Origin of the sequence: Salmonella bongori NCTC 12419, assembly GCF_000252995.1 — a bacterium.
GTDB classification, from domain to species: Bacteria; Pseudomonadota; Gammaproteobacteria; order Enterobacterales; family Enterobacteriaceae; genus Salmonella; species Salmonella bongori.
The window spans coordinates 2,280,626-2,303,713 of record NC_015761.1; the positions used below are offsets into that span (position 1 = coordinate 2,280,626).

The 23,088-nt window shown below is 54.6% G+C and carries 23 protein-coding genes; 8 read left to right on the plus strand and 15 right to left on the minus strand.

Going from position 1 to position 23,088, the window contains the following annotated elements:
• The 6 genes from arnC to arnF are packed head-to-tail and all read left to right on the plus strand — an operon-like array spanning position 1 to position 6,208.
• Positions 1 to 984, plus strand: a complete 984-nt coding sequence (gene arnC, locus SBG_RS10715) for an undecaprenyl-phosphate 4-deoxy-4-formamido-L-arabinose transferase (protein WP_000458884.1) — start codon at positions 1 to 3, stop codon at positions 982 to 984.
• Positions 981 to 2,963: a bifunctional UDP-4-amino-4-deoxy-L-arabinose formyltransferase/UDP-glucuronic acid oxidase ArnA gene (gene arnA / locus SBG_RS10720; RefSeq protein WP_000648756.1), complete on the plus strand. Its 1,983-nt coding sequence runs from the start codon at positions 981 to 983 to the stop codon at positions 2,961 to 2,963. The genes arnC and arnA overlap by 4 nt, the downstream gene beginning before the upstream one ends.
• The gene (arnD, locus tag SBG_RS10725) at positions 2,960 to 3,859 is read left to right on the plus strand and encodes a 4-deoxy-4-formamido-L-arabinose-phosphoundecaprenol deformylase (protein WP_000169702.1); all 900 of its coding nucleotides are present in this window, start codon (positions 2,960 to 2,962) and stop codon (positions 3,857 to 3,859) included. Before arnA ends, arnD begins: the two co-directional genes overlap by 4 nt.
• Positions 3,856 to 5,502, plus strand: coding sequence for a lipid IV(A) 4-amino-4-deoxy-L-arabinosyltransferase (arnT, locus tag SBG_RS10730; protein WP_000978033.1), 1,647 nt, complete (start codon positions 3,856 to 3,858; stop codon positions 5,500 to 5,502). Before arnD ends, arnT begins: the two co-directional genes overlap by 4 nt.
• Positions 5,499 to 5,834, plus strand: coding sequence for a 4-amino-4-deoxy-L-arabinose-phosphoundecaprenol flippase subunit ArnE (gene arnE, locus SBG_RS10735; RefSeq protein ID WP_000579107.1), 336 nt, complete (start codon positions 5,499 to 5,501; stop codon positions 5,832 to 5,834). The genes arnT and arnE overlap by 4 nt, the downstream gene beginning before the upstream one ends.
• On the plus strand, positions 5,834 to 6,208 hold the full coding sequence (gene arnF / locus SBG_RS10740; RefSeq protein WP_000511437.1) for a 4-amino-4-deoxy-L-arabinose-phosphoundecaprenol flippase subunit ArnF: 375 nt from the start codon (positions 5,834 to 5,836) through the stop codon (positions 6,206 to 6,208). Before arnE ends, arnF begins: the two co-directional genes overlap by 1 nt.
• A 3-nt stretch (positions 6,209 to 6,211) precedes the next feature.
• Here the strand turns inward: arnF and pmrD are convergent, their stop codons facing one another.
• The 9 genes from pmrD to SBG_RS10785 form a co-directional block, all read right to left on the minus strand.
• On the minus strand, positions 6,212 to 6,460 hold the full coding sequence (gene pmrD / locus SBG_RS10745; RefSeq protein ID WP_000455129.1) for a signal transduction protein PmrD: 249 nt from the start codon (positions 6,458 to 6,460) through the stop codon (positions 6,212 to 6,214).
• Positions 6,461 to 6,557: 97 nt separating this feature from the next.
• Positions 6,558 to 7,925, minus strand: a complete 1,368-nt coding sequence (gene menE / locus SBG_RS10750) for an o-succinylbenzoate--CoA ligase (protein ID WP_000176299.1) — start codon at positions 7,923 to 7,925, stop codon at positions 6,558 to 6,560.
• Positions 7,922 to 8,884, minus strand: coding sequence for an o-succinylbenzoate synthase (menC, locus tag SBG_RS10755; RefSeq protein WP_001255549.1), 963 nt, complete (start codon positions 8,882 to 8,884; stop codon positions 7,922 to 7,924). Before menC ends, menE begins: the two co-directional genes overlap by 4 nt.
• Positions 8,884 to 9,741 (minus strand): 1,4-dihydroxy-2-naphthoyl-CoA synthase, encoded by an 858-nt coding sequence (gene menB, locus SBG_RS10760; RefSeq protein WP_000640015.1) that lies wholly within the window; start codon positions 9,739 to 9,741, stop codon positions 8,884 to 8,886. Before menB ends, menC begins: the two co-directional genes overlap by 1 nt.
• Positions 9,742 to 9,755: 14 nt before the next feature.
• Positions 9,756 to 10,514 carry a 2-succinyl-6-hydroxy-2,4-cyclohexadiene-1-carboxylate synthase gene (menH, locus tag SBG_RS10765; RefSeq protein WP_000600550.1) on the minus strand — a complete coding sequence of 253 codons (759 nt, stop codon included), beginning with the start codon at positions 10,512 to 10,514 and terminating at the stop codon, positions 9,756 to 9,758.
• On the minus strand, positions 10,511 to 12,181 hold the full coding sequence (gene menD / locus SBG_RS10770) for a 2-succinyl-5-enolpyruvyl-6-hydroxy-3-cyclohexene-1-carboxylic-acid synthase (RefSeq protein WP_000116378.1): 1,671 nt from the start codon (positions 12,179 to 12,181) through the stop codon (positions 10,511 to 10,513). The genes menH and menD overlap by 4 nt, the downstream gene beginning before the upstream one ends.
• Positions 12,182 to 12,266: 85 nt before the next feature.
• Positions 12,267 to 13,562, minus strand: coding sequence for an isochorismate synthase MenF (gene menF / locus SBG_RS10775; RefSeq protein WP_000555665.1), 1,296 nt, complete (start codon positions 13,560 to 13,562; stop codon positions 12,267 to 12,269).
• Between the two features lie 102 nt (positions 13,563 to 13,664).
• Positions 13,665 to 13,970, minus strand: coding sequence for a stress response protein ElaB (gene elaB / locus SBG_RS10780; RefSeq protein WP_020844804.1), 306 nt, complete (start codon positions 13,968 to 13,970; stop codon positions 13,665 to 13,667).
• A gap of 54 nt (positions 13,971 to 14,024) precedes the next feature.
• The gene (locus SBG_RS10785; protein ID WP_000582215.1) at positions 14,025 to 14,486 is read right to left on the minus strand and encodes a GNAT family N-acetyltransferase; all 462 of its coding nucleotides are present in this window, start codon (positions 14,484 to 14,486) and stop codon (positions 14,025 to 14,027) included.
• A 61-nt stretch (positions 14,487 to 14,547) separates the two neighbouring features.
• On the opposite strand from SBG_RS10785, the gene rbn reads away from it, so the two are divergent.
• Positions 14,548 to 15,465 (plus strand): ribonuclease BN, encoded by a 918-nt coding sequence (gene rbn, locus SBG_RS10790; RefSeq protein ID WP_000394339.1) that lies wholly within the window; start codon positions 14,548 to 14,550, stop codon positions 15,463 to 15,465.
• A 65-nt stretch (positions 15,466 to 15,530) separates the two neighbouring features.
• Entirely contained in the window at positions 15,531 to 16,535 is a 1,005-nt protein-coding gene (locus SBG_RS10795) for a chemotaxis protein (RefSeq protein ID WP_000368550.1), read from the plus strand.
• Positions 16,536 to 16,644: 109 nt separating this feature from the next.
• Here the strand turns inward: SBG_RS10795 and nuoN are convergent, their stop codons facing one another.
• The 6 genes from nuoN to nuoI form a co-directional block, all read right to left on the minus strand.
• A complete protein-coding gene (nuoN, locus tag SBG_RS10800) occupies positions 16,645 to 18,102 on the minus strand; it encodes an NADH-quinone oxidoreductase subunit NuoN (protein WP_000156670.1) in 1,458 nt (485 codons plus the stop codon).
• 6 nt (positions 18,103 to 18,108) lie between these two features.
• Positions 18,109 to 19,638 (minus strand): NADH-quinone oxidoreductase subunit M, encoded by a 1,530-nt coding sequence (gene nuoM, locus SBG_RS10805; protein ID WP_015702938.1) that lies wholly within the window; start codon positions 19,636 to 19,638, stop codon positions 18,109 to 18,111.
• A 194-nt stretch (positions 19,639 to 19,832) separates the two neighbouring features.
• Entirely contained in the window at positions 19,833 to 21,674 is a 1,842-nt protein-coding gene (nuoL, locus tag SBG_RS10810) for an NADH-quinone oxidoreductase subunit L (RefSeq protein ID WP_001056591.1), read from the minus strand.
• A complete protein-coding gene (nuoK, locus tag SBG_RS10815) occupies positions 21,671 to 21,973 on the minus strand; it encodes an NADH-quinone oxidoreductase subunit NuoK (RefSeq protein WP_000612644.1) in 303 nt (100 codons plus the stop codon). The genes nuoL and nuoK overlap by 4 nt, the downstream gene beginning before the upstream one ends.
• Positions 21,970 to 22,524: an NADH-quinone oxidoreductase subunit J gene (gene nuoJ, locus SBG_RS10820; RefSeq protein ID WP_000393526.1), complete on the minus strand. Its 555-nt coding sequence runs from the start codon at positions 22,522 to 22,524 to the stop codon at positions 21,970 to 21,972. Before nuoJ ends, nuoK begins: the two co-directional genes overlap by 4 nt.
• Before the next feature lie 10 nt (positions 22,525 to 22,534).
• Positions 22,535 to 23,077 carry an NADH-quinone oxidoreductase subunit NuoI gene (nuoI, locus tag SBG_RS10825; protein ID WP_000172742.1) on the minus strand — a complete coding sequence of 181 codons (543 nt, stop codon included), beginning with the start codon at positions 23,075 to 23,077 and terminating at the stop codon, positions 22,535 to 22,537.
• Between the last annotated feature and the right edge of the window lie 11 nt (positions 23,078 to 23,088).

Below are 23,088 nucleotides of genomic sequence, written 5' to 3' on the forward strand. Positions count from 1 at the left end.
ATGTTTGACGCCGCACCAATAAAAAAAGTCTCGGTGGTAATTCCTGTCTATAACGAACAGGAAAGCCTACCGGAGCTGATAAAACGTACCACTGCCGCCTGCGAAAATCTGGGAAAAGCGTGGGAGCTGATATTGATAGACGACGGTAGCAGTGATAGATCGGCGGAGCTGTTGGTCAACGCGTCTAAAGAGGCCGGCAGCCATATCATCACTGTCTTACTCAATCGTAACTATGGTCAACATGCGGCGATCATGGCGGGGTTCAGTCATGTAAACGGCGATCTTATCATTACGCTTGATGCCGATCTGCAAAATCCGCCGGAGGAGATCCCACGTCTGGTAGCAAAGGCCGATGAAGGGTTCGACGTTGTGGGTACCGTGCGACAAAATCGACAGGACAGTCTGTTTCGCAAATCGGCGTCGAAAATTATTAATCTTCTGATCCAGCGCACAACGGGCAAAGCCATGGGCGATTACGGCTGTATGTTACGCGCCTATCGCCGTCATATTATTGATGCCATGTTGAGCTGCCATGAGCGAAGCACTTTTATCCCTATTCTGGCCAATATTTTCGCCCGTCGCGCTACCGAGATTCCCGTTCACCATGCCGAACGTGAATTTGGTGATTCCAAATACAGTTTTATGCGGCTCATTAACCTGATGTATGACCTGGTAACCTGCCTGACCACTACGCCTCTGCGTTTGTTAAGCCTGCTGGGCAGCGTCATCGCCATCGGCGGATTTAGCCTGTCAGTATTGCTCGTTGTACTTCGCCTGGCGCTGGGACCACAGTGGGCGGCGGAAGGTGTATTTATGCTCTTTGCCGTCCTGTTTACTTTTATTGGCGCGCAATTCATTGGTATGGGGCTACTGGGCGAATATATAGGCCGCATCTATAACGATGTCCGCGCCCGCCCCCGCTATTTTATTCAGCAAGTTATCTATCCGGAAAACACGCCATTCACTGAGGAAAATCACCAATGAAAGCCGTCATTTTTGCCTATCATGATATGGGATGTCAGGGCGTGCAGGCCGTACTGGATGCCGGATATGAGATTGCCGCGATTTTCACCCACGCCGACAACCCAGCGGAAAACGCTTTTTTTGGCTCCGTCTCCCGACAGGCGGCAGGACTGGGAATACCTGTTTATGCGCCGGATAATGTCAATCATCCTGTCTGGGTTGACCGTATCGCTGAGCTTGCCCCGGATATTATTTTTTCGTTCTATTATCGTCATCTGTTAAGCGAAGAAATTCTGCAACTCGCCCCGGCTGGCGCATTCAATCTACATGGTTCGCTATTGCCTAAATATCGTGGCCGCGCACCACTAAACTGGGTTCTGGTCAACGGCGAAAGCGAAACGGGCGTAACGCTACATCGTATGGTCAAACGTGCCGACGCCGGTGAAATTGTCGCCAACCAGCGCGTCGCTATTGCCCAGGACGACATGGCGATTACCCTGCATCATAAGCTGTGCCAGGCCGCGCGCCAGATGCTTGATCGCATTTTACCAGCCATGAAATGCGGTGATATATCTTCCGTTCCCCAGTGTGAATCTGACGCCACGTATTATGGCCGCCGCAGGCCGGAAGATGGTCTTATCGACTGGAATAAACCGGTTTCCACGGCGCATAACCTGGTGCGTGCGGTAGCCGCCCCCTGGCCCGGCGCCTTCAGCTATAGCGGCTCACAGAAATTTACTATCTGGTCCTCCCGTATATGTCCCGATGCTCCCGGCGCGCTTCCCGGTTCGGTGATTTCTGTCTCTCCGCTACGGATAGCCTGCGCAGATGGCGCACTGGAGATTATCACCGGTCAGGCCGGAGATGGCATTACGGTACAGGGTTCGCAGCTCGCGCAAACGCTGGGTCTGGTGGTGGGCGCGCGTTTAAACCGTCCGTCAGCAGCTGGCACTAAACGTCGCATTCGGGTTCTCATCCTCGGCGTTAACGGCTTTATCGGTAATCATCTGACCGAACGGCTGTTAAATGAAGAGAATTACGAGGTTTACGGTATGGATATCGGCAGTAACGCGATTGGCAGATTCCTGCTTCATCCGCGTTTTCATTTCGTGGAGGGCGATATTAGCATCCACTCGGAATGGATCGAATATCATGTCAAAAAATGCGATGTCGTACTGCCGCTGGTGGCGATTGCCACCCCGATTGAATACACGCGTAACCCGCTGCGCGTCTTTGAACTTGATTTCGAAGAGAACCTGCGGATTATTCGTTACTGCGTGAAATATCATAAACGTGTGGTTTTTCCATCCACCTCTGAAGTGTACGGCATGTGTACGGACACCTCTTTTGATGAAGATAAATCGAATCTGATCGTCGGACCGGTGAATAAACCGCGCTGGATTTACTCTGTTTCCAAACAGCTTCTCGACCGGGTAATTTGGGCCTATGGCGAAAAAGAGGGGCTACGTTTTACGCTTTTCCGTCCCTTTAACTGGATGGGGCCGCGGCTGGATAGCCTGAACGCGGCACGTATCGGCAGTTCACGCGCCATTACGCAATTGATCCTCAATCTGGTAGAAGGGACGCCGATCAAGCTTATCGACGGCGGTCAGCAGAAGCGCTGTTTCACCGATATTCGTGACGGGATCGAAGCATTATTCCGCATTATTGTGAATGATGGTGATCGGTGCGATGGCAAAATCATTAATATCGGTAATCCTGAAAACGAAGCCAGTATTCAGGAGCTGGCGACGCTGTTGCTCGACAGTTTTGATAAACATCCGCTGCGCCGTCATTTTCCGCCGTTTGCCGGTTTCCAGATCGTCGAAAGCGGTAGCTATTACGGCAAGGGGTATCAGGATGTCGCGCACCGGAAACCTAATATCAACAATGCCAGACGCTGTCTGGACTGGGAGCCGTCGATTACAATGCGCGATACGGTTGAAGAGACGCTGGATTTCTTTCTGCGCAGCGTCGAGATCGCGGATCGCGCATCATGACGAAAGTCGGTTTACGCATTGACGTGGATACCTTTAGGGGAACGCGTGAGGGCGTCCCCCGATTGCTGGCGACGTTACACCGCCACGGCGTTCAGGCCAGCTTTTTCTTCAGCGTCGGGCCGGACAATATGGGACGACATCTTTGGCGTCTGATCAGGCCGCAATTTTTATGGAAAATGCTACGTTCTAACGCCGCTTCGCTCTACGGCTGGGATATTTTGCTGGCGGGTACCGCATGGCCCGGAAAAAATATCGGCTACGCCAATGCCGATATTATTCGCGAAACAGCAACACACCATGAAACGGGACTACATGCCTGGGATCACTATGCGTGGCAGGCCCATAGCGGCCACTGGTGCATCCAGCAGCTTGAAAAAGATATCGCGCGCGGCATGACGGCGCTTGAAGCCATCACCGGAAAACCTGTCACCTGCTCAGCCGCGGCTGGCTGGCGCGCGGATGGGCGCGTTGTTCGCGCAAAAGAACCGTTCAACCTGCGGTATAACAGCGATTGCCGTGGGACTACCTTATTTCGGCCGGTACTGATGCCGAACCAGACAGGGACGCCGCAAATCCCCGTCACCTTACCTACATGGGATGAGGTTATCGGCCCCGCCGTACAGGCGCAGGCGTTCAATGCCTGGATTATCTCTCGCATGTTGCAGGATAAAGGCACGCCGGTCTACACCATCCATGCGGAAGTAGAAGGTATTGTTCATCAGCCACTGTTTGAAGATTTGCTCGTTCGCGCACGCGACGCCGGGGTCACCTTTTGTCCTCTGGGCGACCTGTTGCCGGCATCGCCCGATACCCTGCCGTTGGGGCAAATTGTACGTGGTCAGATCCCGGGCCGGGAAGGCTGGCTGGGGTGTCAGCAGCCAGTGAGCGCCTCATGATGAAATCGATACGCTATTATCTGGCTTTCGCCGCGTTTATCGCGCTCTACTATATTATTCCTGTCAACAGCCGCCTGCTCTGGCAGCCGGATGAAACGCGCTATGCTGAAATAAGCCGGGAGATGCTGGCATCTGGTGACTGGATCGTTCCACACTTTCTGGGATTACGTTATTTTGAAAAGCCGATAGCCGGTTACTGGATAAACAGTCTGGGTCAGTGGCTTTTTGGCGCCACTAATTTTGGCGTGCGGGCTGGCGCTATCTTAACGACATTGCTGACCGCAGTGCTGGTGGCGTGGCTGACGTTCCGCTTATGGCGGGATAAACGTACCGCATTGCTTGCCTCCGTTATCTTTCTAACTCTCTTTGCCGTTTATAGCATAGGGACGTATGCGGTGCTCGATCCGATGCTCGCACTTTGGCTTACCGCCGGTATGTGCTGTTTCTGGCAGGGGATACAGGCCAGGACCCGCACGGGTAAGATGGGAATGTTTTTGCTGCTGGGCGTCACCTGCGGGTTGGGCGTACTGACTAAAGGCTTCATCGCCCTGGCCGTACCGGTGGTGAGCGTACTGCCGTGGGTTGTTGTCCAGAAACGCTGGAAAGATTTTTTACTTTACGGCTGGCTGGCGGTATTGAGCTGTGTGGTGGTTGTTTTTCCCTGGGCACTTGCCATTGCCCGACGCGAAGCTGATTTCTGGCACTACTTTTTCTGGGTGGAACATATTCAGCGGTTCGCCATGAGCGATGCCCAGCATAAAGCCCCTTTCTGGTACTATCTGCCCGTACTTATCGTGGGGTGTTTACCCTGGTTAGGGTTATTGCCCGGCGCGCTTAAACTGGGCTGGCGCGATCGAAACAGCGCATTCTATTTGCTGGGATGGACGATTATGCCGATTTTCTTTTTCAGCATCGCGAAGGGGAAACTGCCCACCTATATTCTCTCCTGCTTCGCTCCAATAGCGATGCTGATGGCGCGTTTCGTCCTGTATAACGTGAAACAAGGGGTTGCTGCACTGCGTATCAACGGTGGACTCAATCTGGGGTTTGGCTTAATCGGGATCATCGCAACGTTTGTGGTCTCCTCATGGGGACCACTAAAATCGCCAGTCTGGACGCATATTGAAACGTACAAAGTTTTTTGTGCCTGGGGTGCCTTTACCGTTTGGGCGTTTGTGGGCTGGTATAGCCGCTTTAATAGCCAAAAATATCTATTACCCGCGCTTTGTCCGCTGGGGCTGGCGCTGCTGTTCGGCTTTTCCATTCCCGATAGGGTCATGGAATCCAAACAGCCGCAATTTTTTGTCGACATGACCTGGGCACCTTTGGCATCAAGCCGCTATATTCTTGCCGACAGCGTCGGCGTCGGAGCCGGACTCGCCTGGAGCCTGAAACGGGACGATATTATATTATATGGACACGCGGGAGAGCTCAGGTATGGTCTTAACTACCCGGATGTCCATAATAAATTCGTTAACGCCGGTGATTTTAAGCACTGGCTCAATCAGCACCGTCAGGAGGGCATTATTACCCTGGTACTCTCGCCGGACAAAGATGAAGACATTAGCACTCTTGCCATTCCCCCTGCGGACAATATTGATTATCTGGGGCGTCTGGTATTGATTCAGTATCGGCCTAAATGATCGGTATCGCTCTGGTGTTCGCCAGTCTGCTTAGCGTTGGCGGTCAGCTCTGCCAGAAGCAAGCAACGCGGCCACTGGCGGCGGCCATACGCCGTCGCCACCTGATATTGTGGCTGGGATTAGCTCTCGTATGCATGGGCGTCGCAATGGTGCTGTGGCTTCTGGTGTTGCAAACTTTGCCGGTGGGTATTGCCTATCCCATGTTAAGCCTGAATTTTGTCTGGGTCACGCTGGCGGCATGGAAAATCTGGCATGAACATGTTCCGCCCCGCCACTGGTTTGGCGTTGCCTTGATTATCAGCGGCATTATCATTCTGGGAAGCGCCGCATAGTGGGCATAATATGGGGACTGCTCAGCGTTGCGATTGCTTCTCTCGCCCAACTGAGCCTGGGGTTCGCCATGATGCGGTTGCCAGCCATAGCGCATCCGTTGGCGTTTATTTCCGGGTTGGGTGCTAATGCCGCAACCTCGGCGCTCTTCGCCGGTTTAACGGGATATCTCGTTTCCGTCTTCTGCTGGCATAAGACGTTGCATACCCTAGCACTCAGTAAAGCCTACGCGCTACTGAGTCTCAGCTACGTGCTTGTCTGGGTAGCCTCAATGCTGTTACCCGGCCTGCAAGGCGCTTTCAGCCTCAAAGCGATGCTCGGCGTATTGTGTATTATGGCAGGGGTCATGCTGATTTTCTTGCCCGCTAAATCATGATAGCTATCGTGTTAGCCGCTGCCATTCGTCGCAGGTATAACACCGCGCATCAAGGATTTTTAGCGTCTGGTGCTTTTTCCGATTGATACAATACTGCGCGTCTTTTAAAGGCGACAGGATATCGCCGGGACTCAGCAATATCATGGAGTTTGCCTCGGCGATCATTTTTAGCGAACCGCCGCTATCGCAAAGCACCAGGACATGACGCGCCATCTTTTTGACGTAATGCGATTTTTTAACCAACCATTCCATAGCGCCCCCGTTTCATGCTTAATGTCCATAGCACGTTACACATCAACGGATAAACAAAACGGCAATAGCAATGGAATGGTTGTATATTAACCCAACATTAATTTTTACAGGTTTCACATACCCATTGCTGAAGCGCGCGGCGCGCTATTTTTATCCCCCCGGTCTTCAGCTCTGACGGCAACGTCAGCCAGCGCACCGGCTGTTGAAAACGCGCCAGCTTATCGCTGACCCATTCGGCAAGGTTCACCTCCCCGGCTTGTGGGGCATATTCCACCACCGCAACAGGGCGGTGACCAAACTCTTTATCTTCCACCGGTACCACGAAGGCTTGCTGCACAAGCGGATGCGCGTTAATCACGCGTTCGACTTCCTCAGGCTGTATCCCCTCGCCGCCGCTGAAAAACAGATTATCCAGGCGCCCTGCTATGGTCAGCTTACCGTGGTTCAGTTCGCCACGATCGCGCGTGGCAAACCACCCTTCATGATTAACTAACGGAATGAGTTTGCCGTCACGCCAGTAGCCTTCAGCCATGCTGGCGGCACGCAGCCAGACTTCATTATTAACAATCCTGACCTCTCTGCCGGGCAGCGGCGCACCGACATCCTCCGATCCATCGGCCTCTTTGGCGCATACTGTAGAAGCGAACTCTGTGAGTCCATATCCGCACCAACAACGAATCCCCTGTCTACTGGCCTGGTCGGTTAGCTCAACCGGAATCACCGCCCCGCCCAGCAAGACGGCTTTCAACGTCACCACCGACTGGCTCATCAACAACCGCCACAATTGCGTCGGTACCAGAGAAGCATGGGTACACCCCGCCAGCATCTGCTCCAGAGGTTGCTTATCACGCACCGTCATTCGTGCCCCGGCGAAGAGCCAGCGCCACATAATGCCCTGTCCGGAAACGTGGAATAGTGGCAGCGACAGCAGCCAGTCATCCTGTGGGCCAAAAGGCATTAGCGAAAGCACGCCCTGCGCGCTGGCAAGATGCGCCTGGTACGTATGTACGGCGGCTTTTGGCAATCCAGTGGAGCCCGACGTCAGCGTCATAGAAACCAGACGCTGCGGTTGCCAGATCACGGCATACGCCCCGGTACGCTTCTGCATCTGCAACGCGCTTAACCCAGGAAACGCATCGTCGCCTTCCAGCATCAACGCAAAACGCAGCGTTAAATTCGGCGTCAGCGCCTCCAGCAGAGTCTGGGGCAACTGCGGGTTGATGGGCAGTACCCTCGCGCCGCACTGCATCAGGGCAAGCCATGCCAACAAGGTATGCGGATGATTCCTGGCGCGCAACAGGACGCCGTCGCCCTCGCGTACCCCCTGCGCGGCAAACCCGCCAGCCAGCGCATCAATACGTTCACAGAGCGCTCGCCAGCTTAGCACCTCATCGTTCAGCCGCAGTGCGGACGCAGGGCCGCGAACCTGACGCCAGTGGCGCCACGGCCAGTCCGTCAATGTCATAACAGTCGTTCCAGCTTATCACACATCAGACAGGGTAACGCGTTGCCGGGCCAGGCGCGAACTTGCTGAACCTGCATCAGATTCAATGTATCCAGTCCAGGCAGCGTGCCCGGCGTCAGCCAGGCGGCAATACGCGCCAATTGCGTCAGGCCGAGGCTCGACTCAATTGAAGAACTGATGACTGCCGTCAGGCCCAGCGCATGGGCGGCGGCGACTTGCTCACGCACTTTATCGATCGCGCCGGTCAACGTAGGCTTGATCACCACGGCGCTGACGCCCGTTTCGGCGTCGAAGACAAAGCCCGGCTCACGCAGGCTTTCATCCCAGGCAATCGCAATACCGGTTTCACGGGCAAATGCGCGGGAGTCATCGCGGGTCTTACAAGGCTCTTCGAGAAACGCGATACGCGAGCGGTGCGCTGGATTAACATATTTGGCAAACTGCTGCGCTTTCAACGGCGTCCAGGCGCGGTTAGCATCCAGACGCAGATGCAGATCCGGGATCACCTCCAGCAGCAAATTAACCACCATGCCGTCACGTACCGCTTCATAGAGACCCACTTTGACCTTAGCGATTTTCTCGCCGGGCATATCGGCAAGCCGCAGCACCAAATCGTCAGGATCGCCGGTACACAGCGGCGCAACGCGGTAATCCGCCGCCTCCGGCAACACGCCGGTCAGTTCCGCCAGCGCGCAGCTTGCGCCAAACGCGACCGAAGGCATCTCCGGTAACGTGTCGTTTCCCTGAAGCCAGTCACTTACCCATGCCAGCAGCGTTGTCTGCGCCTCTTCCCTGGTTTCCTGACTGAACCCAGGTAGCGGAGAGATTTCTCCCCATCCCTCACGCTCGCCGTCACGCAGACAGACGTACAGTCCGTCGCGGGTTTTTAACCGCCTGTCGCGCAGAACCACCCCCGCGTCCATGGGGATCTGCCAGCGGTATACCTGCGCGCTACGCATTATGGGTTCCGTTTGAATTTGCTGAAATCAGGCTGACGTTTCTGGTTAAAGGCGTTACGGCCTTCCTGTCCTTCTTCCGTCATGTAGAACAGCATAGTGGCATTGCCCGCCAGCTCCTGCAGCCCCGCCTGGCCATCGCAGTCGGCATTCAACGCGGCTTTCAGGCAACGCAGCGCCATCGGACTATTTTGCAGCATTTCACGGCACCAGCGAACCGTCTCTTTTTCGAGGTCGGCCAGCGGTACCACTGTATTCACCAGCCCCATATCCAGCGCCTGTTTTGCGTCGTACTGACGGCACAGGAACCAGATTTCACGTGCTTTTTTCTGCCCGACAATACGCGCCATGTAAGAGGCGCCCCAGCCGCCGTCAAAGGAACCGACTTTCGGTCCCGTCTGGCCGAAGATGGCATTTTCCGCCGCGATGGTCAGATCACACATCATATGCAGCACATGACCGCCGCCGATCGAGTAACCCGCGACCATCGCGACAACCGGTTTTGGACAGGTTCGAATCTGACGCTGGAAGTCCAGCACGTTCAGGTGATGCACGCCGGAATCATCCTGATATCCACCGTAATCGCCGCGTACCTTCTGGTCTCCGCCCGCACAAAACGCTTTCTCGCCTTCGCCGGTCAGAATAATAACGCCCACGTTGTCGTCGTAACGGGCATCCGCCAGCGCCTGAATCATCTCTTTAACGGTCAACGGACGGAATGCATTGCGCACCTGTGGACGGTTAATGGTGATTTTCGCAATACCGTCGGTGGATTTTTCATAACAAATGTCGGTGTAACCTTCCGAACAATCGTTCCATTCTACCGGTGCGTAAAGCATTGTTTCATCAGGATAGATCATAGTGTGTCCTTTAGTCAGAGACGCAGAATCTGAGCCAGACTGTCTACCACGCCAGCGGGATTTTCCCGATGCGCGTTGTGTCCGGCGTTACGAATAATATGGCCAGTCGCCGCTATTTCCTGCGCCAGGGCGCGGAATTTGCTGTCGCGTTCGCCACATAAATAATAAAACGGAAAGGTCAACGCGTTGAGCGCCTCACGCAAATCTGGCTGGACGGCAAGCGACGTCGCTTCCAGCATCGCCGCCAGCGTCTCGCCGTTATTCTGACTACGCAGCGCTGTTAACGCCAGCCGCTCCTGCGCCGTCAACGAGGCGAAAACCGGCTGTTTATACCAGTCGTGAAAAACTTCGCGCAATGGTTCACAACGAAAACGCGCTGCCCAATGCCCGTCGGCCTGGCGTCTTTCGGCACGCGCCTGTTCATTTTGCAACCCCGGATGCCCACCTTCGACCACCAGTCCGCACAGACCGGGGATTCCCTGGCAGGCCGCCATCATCGCCACCCGTCCGCCAAGAGAGTATCCCACTAACCAAAATTTAAGTATGTTGTAACTAAGCAAGGTCGTACGTAATAAAGTAATAACATCGGCAAATCCGCTGGCCGGGATTGCCGCAGACCCACCATGCCCCGGCAGGTCAATATAGAGCCGCGAACAGGAATGAAACTGTTCGCCCACTGGTTGCCATTCGCGGCAATCGCCAGAAAAACCGTGCAGAAAAACCAGCCAGGGCGCTCCGGGCTGCCCCTGCATTTTTTGCGCATGTAAAATCATAGATGGCTTACCTGCGCCAGCAACTGCTGTAACGTCTGCGCGCCGTCTGTATCATTGACCACCAGCTCAATCACCGTCGCTACCGGGGTTCGCCACGCATCAGACAATGCCGACTCCAGTTCTTCCCAGTTTTCCGGTCGATGATAGCGCAAATTAAACATCGCGGCCGCATGGTCAAAATGAACGTTCTGCGGCATCAGATAAAAACGTTCACGCTGGCTTTGTGGCGTCGGCAGCAGGGAGAAGATCTGCCCGCCGTTATTGTTGACCACAATCAACACAAACGGCGCAGACACCTCGCGTAGTAACGCCAGCGCGTTAAGATCGTACAGCGCGGATAAATCGCCCACAATGGCCAGCGTCGATTTAGCGCTGGCGCGCTGCACGCCTGCTGCCGTTGAGAGCAGGCCATCAATACCGCTCGCCCCGCGATTGCTGTATACCGGATACCCGACCGGAAGCTGCGACAGCGCGTCGATCAGACGTACCACCAGGCTGTTACCCACAAACAGTTGCCCCTGTTCCGGCAGATAGTCGCGGATACGGTGCGCCAGTTGCGCTTCGCCAAAGATGTCGCGCTGCGCGACTACCCGTTTCCATGCCTGTTCCGCCAGGTGTGGAATATCCACACACCACGGCTGACGTTTTTCCGCCGGATGCCATTCCAGCCAGTCGGCGATATTCGCCACCAGCCTGCGTCCACGATGGTGCGCCGGATCGAGACGGCCTTCGATATTATCGATTACCCAGTATTCTTCCGGCGCGCAGGTCGCCTGCCATTGCAATAATCGTTTTCCGGTCAGACCACTACCAAGCTGGACAACAATCTGCGCCTGTTGCAGCTCGGTCACCGCTTTAGCGTTGCCGAGCCACAGGTCAGCGCACGGCAGCGGCTGCCCGGTTTGCGATAATACGTCGCCAATTAATGGCCAGCCCAAAGTCTGCGCCCATAGCGCAACTTTTTTGCCCTCTTCCGCGCTCATGCGCCCGGCGACGACAACACCGCGTTTTTGCCGCCAGAAAAACCAGTCGCGTTGTTTGTCGCTTTCCAGCCGGCACGATTCGCGCAGCCAGGGTTTTTCATCCTGCCACCAGTCGCCGAGACGCTGCTGCCAGACCAGACCGGTATCATCCATATCGCCGTATAGCGGTTCGGCAAAAGGACAGTTAATGTGCAGCGCGCCCGCATGAAGCATGGCGAGCGCATTATCGATGGTCGACACCAGCCAGCGCGCCGGAATGTCCTGCGTGGGACGCGGCAATGACAAGGTTTGGGAGGGGTGCGAAGCAAACATGCCCACCTGGCGAATCGCCTGGTTGGCGCCGCAGTCAATCAGCTCCGGCGGACGATCAGCGGTAAGTAAAATGAGTTTCTCACCCGTTAGCCCCGCCTCAATTAACGCCGGATAGAGGTTCGCCACGGCGGTGCCTGAGGTCACAATAACGGCAACTGGTTGCTTGCTAACTTTCGCCAGCCCTAACGCCAGGTGTCCAAGCCCACGCTCATCAAAGTGCGTATGGTGAATAAAAGCTGGATTCTCTGCCGCCGCCAACGTGAGCGGCGTAGAACGGGAACCAGGGGCGATACAAACATGCCTGACGCCATGACGGGTTAAGGCTTCCAGGATGACCGCCGCCCAGCGCCGGTTAAATGCACTTACTGACATGAGTTTGTCCGGTATCAATCATTGGGACTAAGTATAAAGAGCTGCAAAAATGGATTATTGATATGGGTCGGGAATATGTGACTCATTACGCATCCATCTGCAATAATGTCCGTAACCCGGCCGCTTTATTATCTATTTCCTGCCATTCTTGTTCTGGATCGGAACCCCGGACGATTCCCGCACCGGCATATAATCGCACCACGTTCGCCGTCACTTTGGCTGAACGTAGCGTCACGCAAAACTCACTTTGCCGCGTAGAGAGATAGCCTGCCGACCCGGCATACCATTCGCGTTCAAACGGTTCATATTGTTCTATGAAACAACGTGCAGGTTCTCGAGGGAGTCCTGCGACCGCTGCGGTGGGCTGTAACTGATGCAGGCAGAGCGTGTCGTCCGCCTGATTAAGCGCCGTCCAGATGCAGCGGCGTAAATGCTGTACTTTACGCAGCCGGAGTACCTGTGGCGGCAACACATCCAGCGAATGAGTACAATTCTGCAGCCGCTGGCAAATGTCCTCAACAACCAGCATATTTTCTCGCTGGTTTTTATCGTCTTTCATTAACCATTCGCCAAGTTGCCAGGCTTTATGGTTATCCGGATGGTTCGCCACCGTCCCGGCCAGCGCTTCGGTGCGCAGCGCGGTTTCACGCCGCCGCCAGAGACGTTCCGGCGACGACCCCAGAAAAGCGGAGTCAGAGGAAAAGGCCATAAAAAAATGGTAACAGTTGAGATTTAAACGGCGGCTGGACGCCATCATCGCGCCGGCATTGACCGGACGGGAAAAGTGTAAGTCAGTGGCCCTTGCCAGCACGACTTTATCAAACGCCTCTTGCGCAATGGTATGGGTGGCCTGTTGAATCAGCTTCACCCAGCCGTCTTTATCCGGCCAGTGCCGCTCATCCGTTAAAGAGAGGCGTAGCGCCGGAAGGGGCTTAATGGCAACCAACGAAGTAAGAAACACTCTCGCCTGACGTGCATCATCACGTAGCGAAATATCGCTATAAAGATGTAATCGTAAGACCGCCGTCCCCCCATTTCGCCGCCACTCCAGCCGTGGCAACAATAAATAGCCCTCTTTCGGTTCAAACGCATTTAGCCCCCAAATACGCAGGTCGGGCTGTTGATGCTGACGTAAAAACTGTTGCGCCAGATCAAGTGATGAAAATACCGTGGCCGCCCCGAGAATGGCAGCCTCTTCGTCACCATTGCGCTGCTGCCAATAAAATTGGGGAAAGGATGACTGACTTGCCAGCCAGCTCAATGCATCAAAGGCATCGTTTAAAGGGAAAGGCGCATCGAAAACGCAAATGCCTGGCGCTGCCGGTATCTCTTGCGATAGCTGACGCGTCAGATTTTCCAGCGCAGTAGTAATTGAATGCACGCGGACCCTCCCTGTTAAAAACCCCACATTATACGGGGTACTGCCCTAAAAAAGCAGTACCTCGTTTAGGGAGGGTTGCGATTCTGTTCAGACAGCGGAAATTTAGCGTCGTGCCAGCAGCAATCCAAGTACCAGTCCTACCGCCGCGCCTACGCCAATACCCTGCCAGGGTTTTTCATGAACGTAGTCATCTGCTTTATAAACGGCCTGTTTTGCCCGGTAATAATAGCTGTCCGACGCATGGCTTACGCGGTTTTTCACCTCTTCCAGCGCCTTTTCCGCGCGTGCTTTCAGTTCAATGTATTTTTGATCGGCGGGATCGCCTGAGGAACGTAAAATCTCTTCCAGCGTTTCGCTGAGCAAAGTCAGATCATCATCAACGCGTGATTCACCAAATTGATATGACATTCTCATTCTCCGTTGTGTTAACACCTGCCCCTAACTATAGTCAACGGTTTCGGTTTATGCCTGATGAACCTCCCGCGCCATTCCCCGATGCGGAATGCCGTCTTCGTCATATACATCGGTGACCGGGATAAAACCAAAACGCGCATAAAAATGTTGCAGATGTGCCTGCGCGCCCAGATACAGCGGCTTATCCGGCCAATACTGCCTACAGGACTCCAGCGTTTTTGTCATTAGTTGTTGGCCCACTTGCGCCCCTCGCCAGGCGTCGCTGACTATCACCCGGCCAATGACAACCGGGTCTGACTCATTATCGCTTTTCAGAATCCTCGCATACGCTATCAATTCATCCTGATACCACCCCAGAATATGACGATTGTCACCGACCAAATCATCGCCATCCACATCCAGGTAAGGACAGCGCTGTTCTACCACAAAAACCGCACAGCGCAATTTAAGTAACGCATAAAGTTGAGGAACGGTAAGTTCGCTATGATGAAGATCCTGCCAGTGAATCATGATGCGCTCCTGTGTTGTGGTAACCTTGGGCTAAACAATAACCAAACGTGTTAAGGACAAGATGGAATTCATTTTTTTAGGCACGTCCGCAGGCGTTCCCACTCGTTCACGCAATGTAACGGCAATTTTATTACACCTGCAACATCCCACACAGCCAGGAGTATGGCTTTTTGATTGCGGCGAAGGGACACAGCATCAAATGCTTAATACCGCATTTCATCCCGGTAAGCTTGAGCGCATTTTTATTAGTCACCTTCACGGGGATCATGTGTTTGGTCTGCCGGGGCTGTTATGCAGCCGTTCGATGGCGGGCAATCCCCATCCGCTAACCGTGTACGGCCCTAAAGGCGTACGCGAGTTTATTGAAACCACGCTACGCCTTAGCGGTTCATGGACTGATTTTCCGTTGCACATAGAAGAGATTAGCGAGGGGGAGATCCTTGACGATGGCCTGCATAAAGTCACTGCATTCAGGCTGGCGCATCCACTGGAGTGCTACGGATATCGCATTGTTGAACATGACAAACCTGGTGCGCTGAATGCCAAAGCGTTAAAAGCCGCGGGTGTCACGCCCGGCCCACTGTTTCAAACGTTAAAAGCCGGGAAAACCGTCACACTTGCCGATGGGCGTCAGATCAACGGTGCCGATTATCTTGCTCCCGCCGTGGCCGGGAAATCAGTGGCGATTTTCGGCGATACCGCGCCCTGTGACGCCGCCCTCGCGCTGGCACAAGGTGTGGATGTAATGGTGCATGAAACAACGCTGGATGCCTCAATGGAAGCCAGGGCCAACAGTCGCGGACACAGCTCTACGCGTCAGGCGGCGACGCTGGCGCGGGAGGCCGCCGTCGGTCGACTGATCATGACCCACATTAGCTCACGCTATGACGATAAAGGCTGTCAGCGATTACTGGCGGAATGCCGCGCCATTTTCCCGGCGACAGAACTGGCTTACGATTTTTCTGTTTTCCCGGTTTAGCGCTCCATTTTTTGTCCTCTTTGCCGATAACACTAAAAAAGGCAGGCTTTCATAATGAGGTTAGGATGGACAATTTCCAGAAAGATATTGATGACAGGGCGAATTTAACCCTGTCAAACCGGTTTGAATTGCTGTTATTCCGTCTTGGGACATCGCTGCATGAACAGAAGTCAGAGCTGTTCGGCATTAATGTCTTTAAGCTGCGCGAAATCGTACCCATGCCCGCCTTTACACGCCCGGCAGGCATGAAGGCGCCACTGTTGGGCATGGTCAATATTCGCGATCAGGTCATTCCGGTGATTGATTTACCGGCGGTGGCTGGCTGCAAACCGGAGACCGGGCTGAATATTTTGCTGATCACCGAATATGCGCGCAGCGTACAGGCGTTTGCCGTCGAATCGGTAGAGAATATTATGCGTCTTGACTGGAAGCAGGTACATACCGCCGAGAAAGCCGTCAACGGGCGTTATATCACCAGCATTGCCTGCCTGGACGAAGACAAAGAGACCAATAATCTGGCGCTGGTGCTGGATGTCGAACAGATCCTCTATGATATTGTGCCTTCCAGCCACGATCTGCGTGCCACCAATCTGAAGACCAACAAATTTACGATTACCCCAGGTGCGGTAGCGATTGTAGCGGAAGACTCAAAAGTGGCGCGAGCCATGCTGGAAAAAGGACTGAACGCGATGGAGATTCCGCATCAGATGCATGTCACCGGCAAAGATGCCTGGGAAAAAATCCAGCAACTGGCGCAGGAAGCGGAAACCGAAGGTAAACCCATTAGCGAAAAAATCGCTCTGGTCCTGACGGATCTCGAAATGCCGGAGATGGATGGCTTTACGTTAACACGCAAAATTAAAACCGACGAACGGCTGAAGAAGATCCCGGTCGTCATTCATTCTTCCCTTTCCGGTAGCGCTAACGAAGATCACGTCCGCAAGGTGAAGGCCGACGGCTATGTGGCCAAGTTTGAAGTTAACGAGCTGTCATCGGTGATTCAGGAAGTGATGGAGCGCGCGGCGCAAAATATCAGCGGCCCGTTAGTGAGTCGGCAGTTGCCTGGTTAAGTTCTGCCGAATACCTGAGGATGCTCCACTTATCAGTCCTACAGAAGATCCTTATAACTCTCTTTATTAGCAATAAAAAAACCCGCTTCGTAAAGCGGGTTTTTGTCTTTTACATCAGCGGCATTGCCAACTGTACAATGCTGATGAGCGGCTGCGGCCAGACGCCCAGCACCAGCACCAGCAGCGCGGAAATCAACACCACAATACCGCCGGCACTGTACTGCCAGTTTGTCGGCGCATCGCGGTTCAGTTTCTGCGGGGCATGTAGGTAGAGGCTCACCGCTACGCGCAGGTAGTAGTACAGGCCAATCGCGGAACCCACTACCACAGCGGCAACCAACCACCACAGGCTAGCCTGGACGCCCACCGCCAGCACATAGAATTTGCCGATAAAGCCCAGCGTCATCGGGATACCGGCCAGCGACAGCATCATCACTGTCATTACCGCGGCCAGTACAGGACGGTGCCAGAACAAACCACGGTAAGAGAACAGCGAATCAGCATCCGGACCGCGGAACGGACTGGACATCAGGCTGACCACACCAAATGCGCCCAGACTGCTGAACAGATAACCGGCCAGATATACCCCTACCGCTTCCATCGACATCTCGCCGCTTTGCATGGCAATCAGCGCGACTAACAGATAGCCAAGATGAGAGATGGAGGAGTAACCGAGCAGACGTTTGATATTGGTCTGGCTCAGCGCCATCAGGTTACCGAAGAGGATAGAAGCAAAGGCGATGATGCCCAGCACCACACGTACCGCTTCGCTATCGCCCACTGGTGCATACAGGAACAGACGCATTACCACACTGAAGATGGCGATTTTACTTGCCGTCGCCAGGAAAGTGGAAACCGGCGCAGGCGCGCCCTGATAAACGTCCGGCGTCCACAGGTGGAACGGCACCAGAGAGAGTTTAAAGCCCAGCCCGACAATCATCAGGCCAAAGCCCGCCAGCAGCAACGGCTCGTGCAGCATACCATCGCCAAGGCTCTTACCGAGCGCTTCAAACGACAGATTGCCAGACTGCGCATAGACCAGCGCCATCCCGAACAGCAGGAAAGACGAGGCGGCAGCAGAGAGGATGGTGTATTTAATGCTGGCTTCCAGCGAACGTTTCTGACGGAAGGCGTAACCAATCAGGCCAAACAGCGGCAGCGAGATCAGTTCAATACCGAGGAACAGTGCCGCCAGATGATTAGCGTTCGCCAACAAAATGCCGCCCAGCGAGGCAATCAGTACCAGAAGATAGAACTCTTCCTGGTTATCGTTATAACCTTCCAGCCACGGGTAGGCAAAGGTACAGGTCGCGAGGCTCGCCAGCAGAACCAGTCCGGTATAGAGCATCGCGAAACCGTCAACGCGCATCAATGGCGTGACGTCCATGGCGCCAGCCTGGCCAACAAACCAAAGCGAAACCAGCGCAGCGTTAAGCCCAATGACCGACAGCGTGGCATTGAGGAAATGATTGCGTCGCCACGCAATGGAGAGCATCACAACCACCACCGTCAAGCCGACGATCAGCAGCGGTAGCAGCGCAATCAGGTGTTGTGGAGTTATTGTCATGGCGATTTACGGCCTTGTAGTAGTAACAGAATTAACAAACCACTGCTGGATGTTGCTCATCGCGGAATGCGAGGTATCCAGAATCGGCTGCGGATAGAAGCCAAGCAGTACCAGAAGCACGACCAGCAACAGGATGATAAACAGCTCACGCAGCGACATCCCTGGCAGTTCCTGACTGGCAATTTGGCTTTTCGCTTTACCAAAGTAAGCGCGATGCAGCATCGCCAGCGAGTAAACCGAGGCAAATACCAGCCCAAAGGTCGAGATCACGGTAATTGCCGGAACCACCTGGTAGCTGCCGAACAAGATCATGAATTCGCCGACGAAGTTACCGGTGCCCGGCATACCGAGCGTCGCCACAGCGAAGAACATTGACAGCGCAGGCAGCCATTTCATTTTGCCCCACAGACCGCCCATCATACGCATATCGCGGGTGTGCAGACGCTCGTACAATTGGCCGCACAGGATGAACAGACCCGCCGCGGACAGACCGTGCGCAATCATCTGGATCACCGCCCCCTGGTACGCCAGTTGGCTACCGGTGTAGATAGCAATCAGCACGAAGCCCATATGGGAAACGGAGGTATAAGCGATCAAACGCTTAATGTCGTACTGAGTGAAGGCCATCCACGCGCCATAGAAGATTCCGATCACACCCAGCCACATGGCGATGGGTGCGAACTCCGCCGATGCGTTGGGGAACAACGGCAGCGAGAAGCGCAGCAGACCGTAAGCGGCAGTTTTCAACAAGATACCGGCCAGGTCGACGGAACCTGCCGTCGGTGCCTGGGAGTGCGCGTCAGGCAGCCAGCCGTGTAGCGGAACCACCGGCATTTTCACCGCGAAGGCAATGAAGAAGCCCAGCATCAGCAGGTATTCCACGCCGTGAGACATCGGCGTATTCAAGAGCTCTTCGTAATTGAAGGTCCAGACGCCGGTCGCGTTGTAATGCACAAAAACCAGCGCCAGGATAGCAATCAGCATCACCAGACCGCTTGCCTGGGTATAAATGAAAAACTTGGTCGCCGCCGTGATACGCGTTTTACCATCGGACGCTTTATGCCCCCAGAGCGCGATCAGGAAGTACATCGGCACCAGCATCATTTCCCAGAAGAAAAAGAACAGGAACATGTCGATGGCAAGGAACACGCCGATCACGCCGCCCAGGATCCACATCAGGTTCAGATGAAAGAAACCCTGATATTTTTCAATTTCGCGCCAGGAGCAAAGCACCGCCAGCACACCCAGCAGACCGGTCAGCACCACCATCAGCAGCGACAGTCCGTCGAGCGCCAGATGGATAGAAATGCCAAAGCGCGGGATCCACGGCAGAACAAACTCAGATTGCCACTGTGGAATACCGGCAGATTGCGTCAGTGAATAGCCGCCCTGCAACCACAGCTGCAAGCCAAGCGCGAGCGTCAATCCCATGGTGATCAGGGCAATCCAGCGCGGTACCTTCACGCCAAAGCGTTCGGTCTGCCAGCACAGGAAGCCGCCGATAAAGGGGATTAGTATCAACCAAGGTAATAACATGGTGATCATTGTTCCTTGTTTTAGTCCGGGTCAGGCCGCTTTACTCATTAAACGCCTGTCCTTTTGGACCTGATTTTCAACGAATTTTACAAATTCTCTTTGAGTTCTGTCGGATGGCGCTAACGCTTACCCGACCTTCGGTCTTGTAAGCCCGGTAAGCGTTATCGCCACCGGGCAAAGACGTCATCTCAAACTCAACGCAGTACCATCAGCAGAGCCAGCACCACCACCGCGCCAATGCTCATTGATGCCACATACCAGCGCAGATAACCGTTCTCGCTCAGTACCAGGCCTTTGCCTGCATAGCGGGAAAGGAAAGCCGGAATGTTCATCAGCGCATTAAGCGGATCGCGTTTCAGCAACCAGGCGATACCGAGGAACGGTTTCACAAACACTTTGTCGTACAGCCAGTCAAAGCCCCAGGCGTTATACCACCAGGTCCCCAGCAAGCGGCCCGGCGCACTGTTGGCGATAGCGGTCACGAGCGTGCGTTTGCCCAGCCACAGCCATGCCGCAATCAGAATGCCCGCAATTGCCACCACGCCAGAAGTGATTTCCAGGGTCAGTACGCGACCATGCGCAAGTTCTGTTGTCTGCGGCAGTACACCCTGCAACGGCGGCACAATCAGTGCGCCAATAAAGGTGGACAGAATCATCAACACAATCAGCGGCAGATGGTGGGTAATCCCCTTCCCTGCATGAGCGTGAATTTGTTCTTTACCGTGGAAGACGATGAAAATCATCCGGAAGGTATACAGAGAGGTCATGAACGCGCCGACCAGCCCCGCCACCATCAGGTTGATATGACCATTCGCCATGGCGCCCGCCAGAATTTCATCCTTACTGAAGAAGCCAGCAGTGACGAGCGGTAGCGCCGACAACGCCGCGCCCCCCACCAGGAAGCAGGCATACACCAGCGGAATAGATTTGCGCAGGCCGCCCATCTTGAAGATGTTCTGTTCGTGATGGCAGGCGAGGATCACCGAGCCGGATGCCAGGAACAGCAACGCTTTAAAGAAGGCGTGGGTCATCAGGTGAAAAATCGCCGCGTCCCAGGCCTGTACGCCCAGCGCGAGGAACATGTAGCCTATCTGACTCATCGTTGAGTAAGCGAGCACGCGTTTGATGTCGGTCTGAACCAACGCGGCAAAACCGGCCATCACCAGGGTGATCGCCCCGATAATACCCACCAGATGGAGAATTTCCGGTGTCATCAGGAACAGGCCATGCGTGCGCGCAATGAGGTAGACGCCCGCGGTCACCATGGTGGCCGCGTGGATAAGCGCAGAGACAGGCGTCGGGCCGGCCATCGCGTCAGCAAGCCAGGTCTGCAACGGTAGCTGCGCAGACTTACCTACCGCACCGCCCAACAGCATCAGCGTCGCCCACATCAGCATGTTATTGCCGTCGGCAAAGTGCGCTGGCGCCAGTTCAACCATTTCGCGGAAGTTCAGGGTGCCCAGTTCGTTGTACAGAATGAACAGCGCGAAGGCGAGAAAGACGTCACCCACACGGGTGACGACAAACGCTTTCATTGCCGCTGCGCCATTCTTCGGATCGCTGTAATAGAAGCCAATCAGCAAGTAAGAGCACAGGCCCACGCCTTCCCAGCCGAGGTACATCAACAGCAGGTTATCCGACAGCACCAAAACTACCATGCTGGCGATAAACAAGTTGGTGTAAGCGAAGAAGCGGGAGTACCCCTCTTCGCCGCGCATGTACCAGGAAGCAAACATGTGGATCAGGAAGCCTACACCGGTCACCACGGAAAGCATGGTCAGCGACAGGCCGTCCAGCACCAGGTTGAAACCGATGTTGAAGTTTCCGACTGACATCCAGGTCCACAGCGGCTGGCTGAACGCCTGTTTGCCGTTCGCGAAGAAGTCCATCCCGACAAACGCGGTCACCAGCGCCGCCAGCCCAACAGACCCCACGCCCACGGTGGCGGAGAGGTTTTCAGACCAGCGACCGCGAGAGAACGCCAGTAATACAAAGCCAATCAATGGCAAAATAATGGTTAAGGCAAGCATGTTCATCCACGCATCTCACTTACTGAATCGATGTTCAGGTTCTGGCGACGGCGATGGAGTTGCAGCAACAGCGCAAGACCAATACTCGCTTCCGCCGCCGCAAGGCTGATAGCGAGAATATACATCACCTGACCATCCGTCTGGCCCCAGTAGCTTCCGGCGACCACAAAAGCCAGCGCAGAAGCGTTAATCATGATTTCCAGCCCAATCAGCATAAACAGCAGATTGCGGCGGATAACCAGACCGGTTAAGCCAAGGACAAATAAAATCGCAGCGAGGATCAGTCCATGTTGTAAGGGGATCATGCGTGCTCCTCCGTTTTTCTTTTCGCGCGGTCATCGGCGCGATTGCTCAGCACTTCGCCAGGACGCTCTTCACGCCCAACGTGGAAGGCGACAACCAGGCCTGCCAACAGCAGCATAGAGGCCAGCTCGACCGCCAGAACATACGGCCCGAACAGCGTAATACCGACCGCTTTCGCGCTAATCGGCGTGCCGTCGATTCCCTGATCGTTGACACCCAGAATGGCGTAAATAATCACCGCCAGCATGATGGCCGATAAAATCGACGGTCCAATCCACACCTGCGGTTTCAACCACTGGCGTTCCTGTTCGATTTCACTCCCACCGAGGTTAAGCATCATCACCACGAACACGAACAACACCATAATGGCGCCTGCGTAGACGATGATTTCCAGCGCACCAGCGAAGTAAGCGCCCAGCGAAAAGAACACCCCGGAAATCGCCAGCAGCGACGTTACCAGATACAACAGCGCATGCACCGGATTGGTATGGGTGATAACCCGCAGGGTTGCGAGGATGGCTATCAGGCCACAGATATAAAAAGCGAATTCCATTGCCCTCTCCTTACGGTAACAGGCTCTTGACGTCGATAGGCTTGGCTTCGTTCTCTGCTTCGCCCTTATCTTTGCCGTCGATTGCCATACCCGCCATCCGGTAGAAGTTATATTCCGGGTATTTGCCCGGACCGGAAATCAGCAGATCCTCTTTTTCGTACACCAAATCCTGACGTTTGTATTCACCCAGTTCAAAGTCCGGGGTCAACTGAATCGCCGTGGTCGGGCACGCCTCTTCGCACAGGCCGCAAAAAATGCAGCGCGAGAAGTTGATGCGGAAAAATTCCGGATACCAGCGGCCATCTTTGGTCTCAGCTTTTTGCAGAGAAATACAGCCAACCGGACACGCTACCGCACATAAGTTGCAGGCTACGCAGCGCTCTTCGCCGTCCGGGTCGCGCGTCAGCACGATACGGCCACGGTAACGGGGCGGCAGGTAGACCGGTTCTTCCGGATACATCTGCGTTTCGCGCTTGGCGAACGCATGTAGGCCGATCATCCAGATACTGCGTACCTGAGTGCCGAAACCTACTAATAATTCTTTTAAGGTCATGGTCTTTGTGT

What these genes read in the sequence shown, in the direction of transcription:
- arnC (WP_000458884.1), top strand. Translation starts at nt 1, where the DNA reads ATGTTTGACGCCGCACCAATAAAAAAAGTCTCGGTGGTAATTCCTGTC.
- arnA (WP_000648756.1), top strand. Translation starts at nt 981, where the DNA reads ATGAAAGCCGTCATTTTTGCCTATCATGATATGGGATGTCAGGGCGTG.
- arnD (WP_000169702.1), top strand. Translation starts at nt 2,960, where the DNA reads ATGACGAAAGTCGGTTTACGCATTGACGTGGATACCTTTAGGGGAACG.
- arnT (WP_000978033.1), top strand. Translation starts at nt 3,856, where the DNA reads ATGATGAAATCGATACGCTATTATCTGGCTTTCGCCGCGTTTATCGCG.
- arnE (WP_000579107.1), top strand. Translation starts at nt 5,499, where the DNA reads ATGATCGGTATCGCTCTGGTGTTCGCCAGTCTGCTTAGCGTTGGCGGT.
- pmrD (WP_000455129.1), bottom strand. Translation starts at nt 6,460, where the DNA reads ATGGAATGGTTGGTTAAAAAATCGCATTACGTCAAAAAGATGGCGCGT.
- menE (WP_000176299.1), bottom strand. Translation starts at nt 7,925, where the DNA reads ATGACATTGACGGACTGGCCGTGGCGCCACTGGCGTCAGGTTCGCGGC.
- menC (WP_001255549.1), bottom strand. Translation starts at nt 8,884, where the DNA reads ATGCGTAGCGCGCAGGTATACCGCTGGCAGATCCCCATGGACGCGGGG.
- menB (WP_000640015.1), bottom strand. Translation starts at nt 9,741, where the DNA reads ATGATCTATCCTGATGAAACAATGCTTTACGCACCGGTAGAATGGAAC.
- menH (WP_000600550.1), bottom strand. Translation starts at nt 10,514, where the DNA reads ATGATTTTACATGCGCAAAAAATGCAGGGGCAGCCCGGAGCGCCCTGG.
- menD (WP_000116378.1), bottom strand. Translation starts at nt 12,181, where the DNA reads ATGTCAGTAAGTGCATTTAACCGGCGCTGGGCGGCGGTCATCCTGGAA.
- elaB (WP_020844804.1), bottom strand. Translation starts at nt 13,970, where the DNA reads ATGTCATATCAATTTGGTGAATCACGCGTTGATGATGATCTGACTTTG.
- SBG_RS10785 (WP_000582215.1), bottom strand. Translation starts at nt 14,486, where the DNA reads ATGATTCACTGGCAGGATCTTCATCATAGCGAACTTACCGTTCCTCAA.
- rbn (WP_000394339.1), top strand. Translation starts at nt 14,548, where the DNA reads ATGGAATTCATTTTTTTAGGCACGTCCGCAGGCGTTCCCACTCGTTCA.
- SBG_RS10795 (WP_000368550.1), top strand. Translation starts at nt 15,531, where the DNA reads ATGGACAATTTCCAGAAAGATATTGATGACAGGGCGAATTTAACCCTG.
- nuoN (WP_000156670.1), bottom strand. Translation starts at nt 18,102, where the DNA reads ATGACAATAACTCCACAACACCTGATTGCGCTGCTACCGCTGCTGATC.
- nuoM (WP_015702938.1), bottom strand. Translation starts at nt 19,638, where the DNA reads ATGTTATTACCTTGGTTGATACTAATCCCCTTTATCGGCGGCTTCCTG.
- nuoL (WP_001056591.1), bottom strand. Translation starts at nt 21,674, where the DNA reads ATGAACATGCTTGCCTTAACCATTATTTTGCCATTGATTGGCTTTGTA.
- nuoK (WP_000612644.1), bottom strand. Translation starts at nt 21,973, where the DNA reads ATGATCCCCTTACAACATGGACTGATCCTCGCTGCGATTTTATTTGTC.
- nuoJ (WP_000393526.1), bottom strand. Translation starts at nt 22,524, where the DNA reads ATGGAATTCGCTTTTTATATCTGTGGCCTGATAGCCATCCTCGCAACC.
- nuoI (WP_000172742.1), bottom strand. Translation starts at nt 23,077, where the DNA reads ATGACCTTAAAAGAATTATTAGTAGGTTTCGGCACTCAGGTACGCAGT.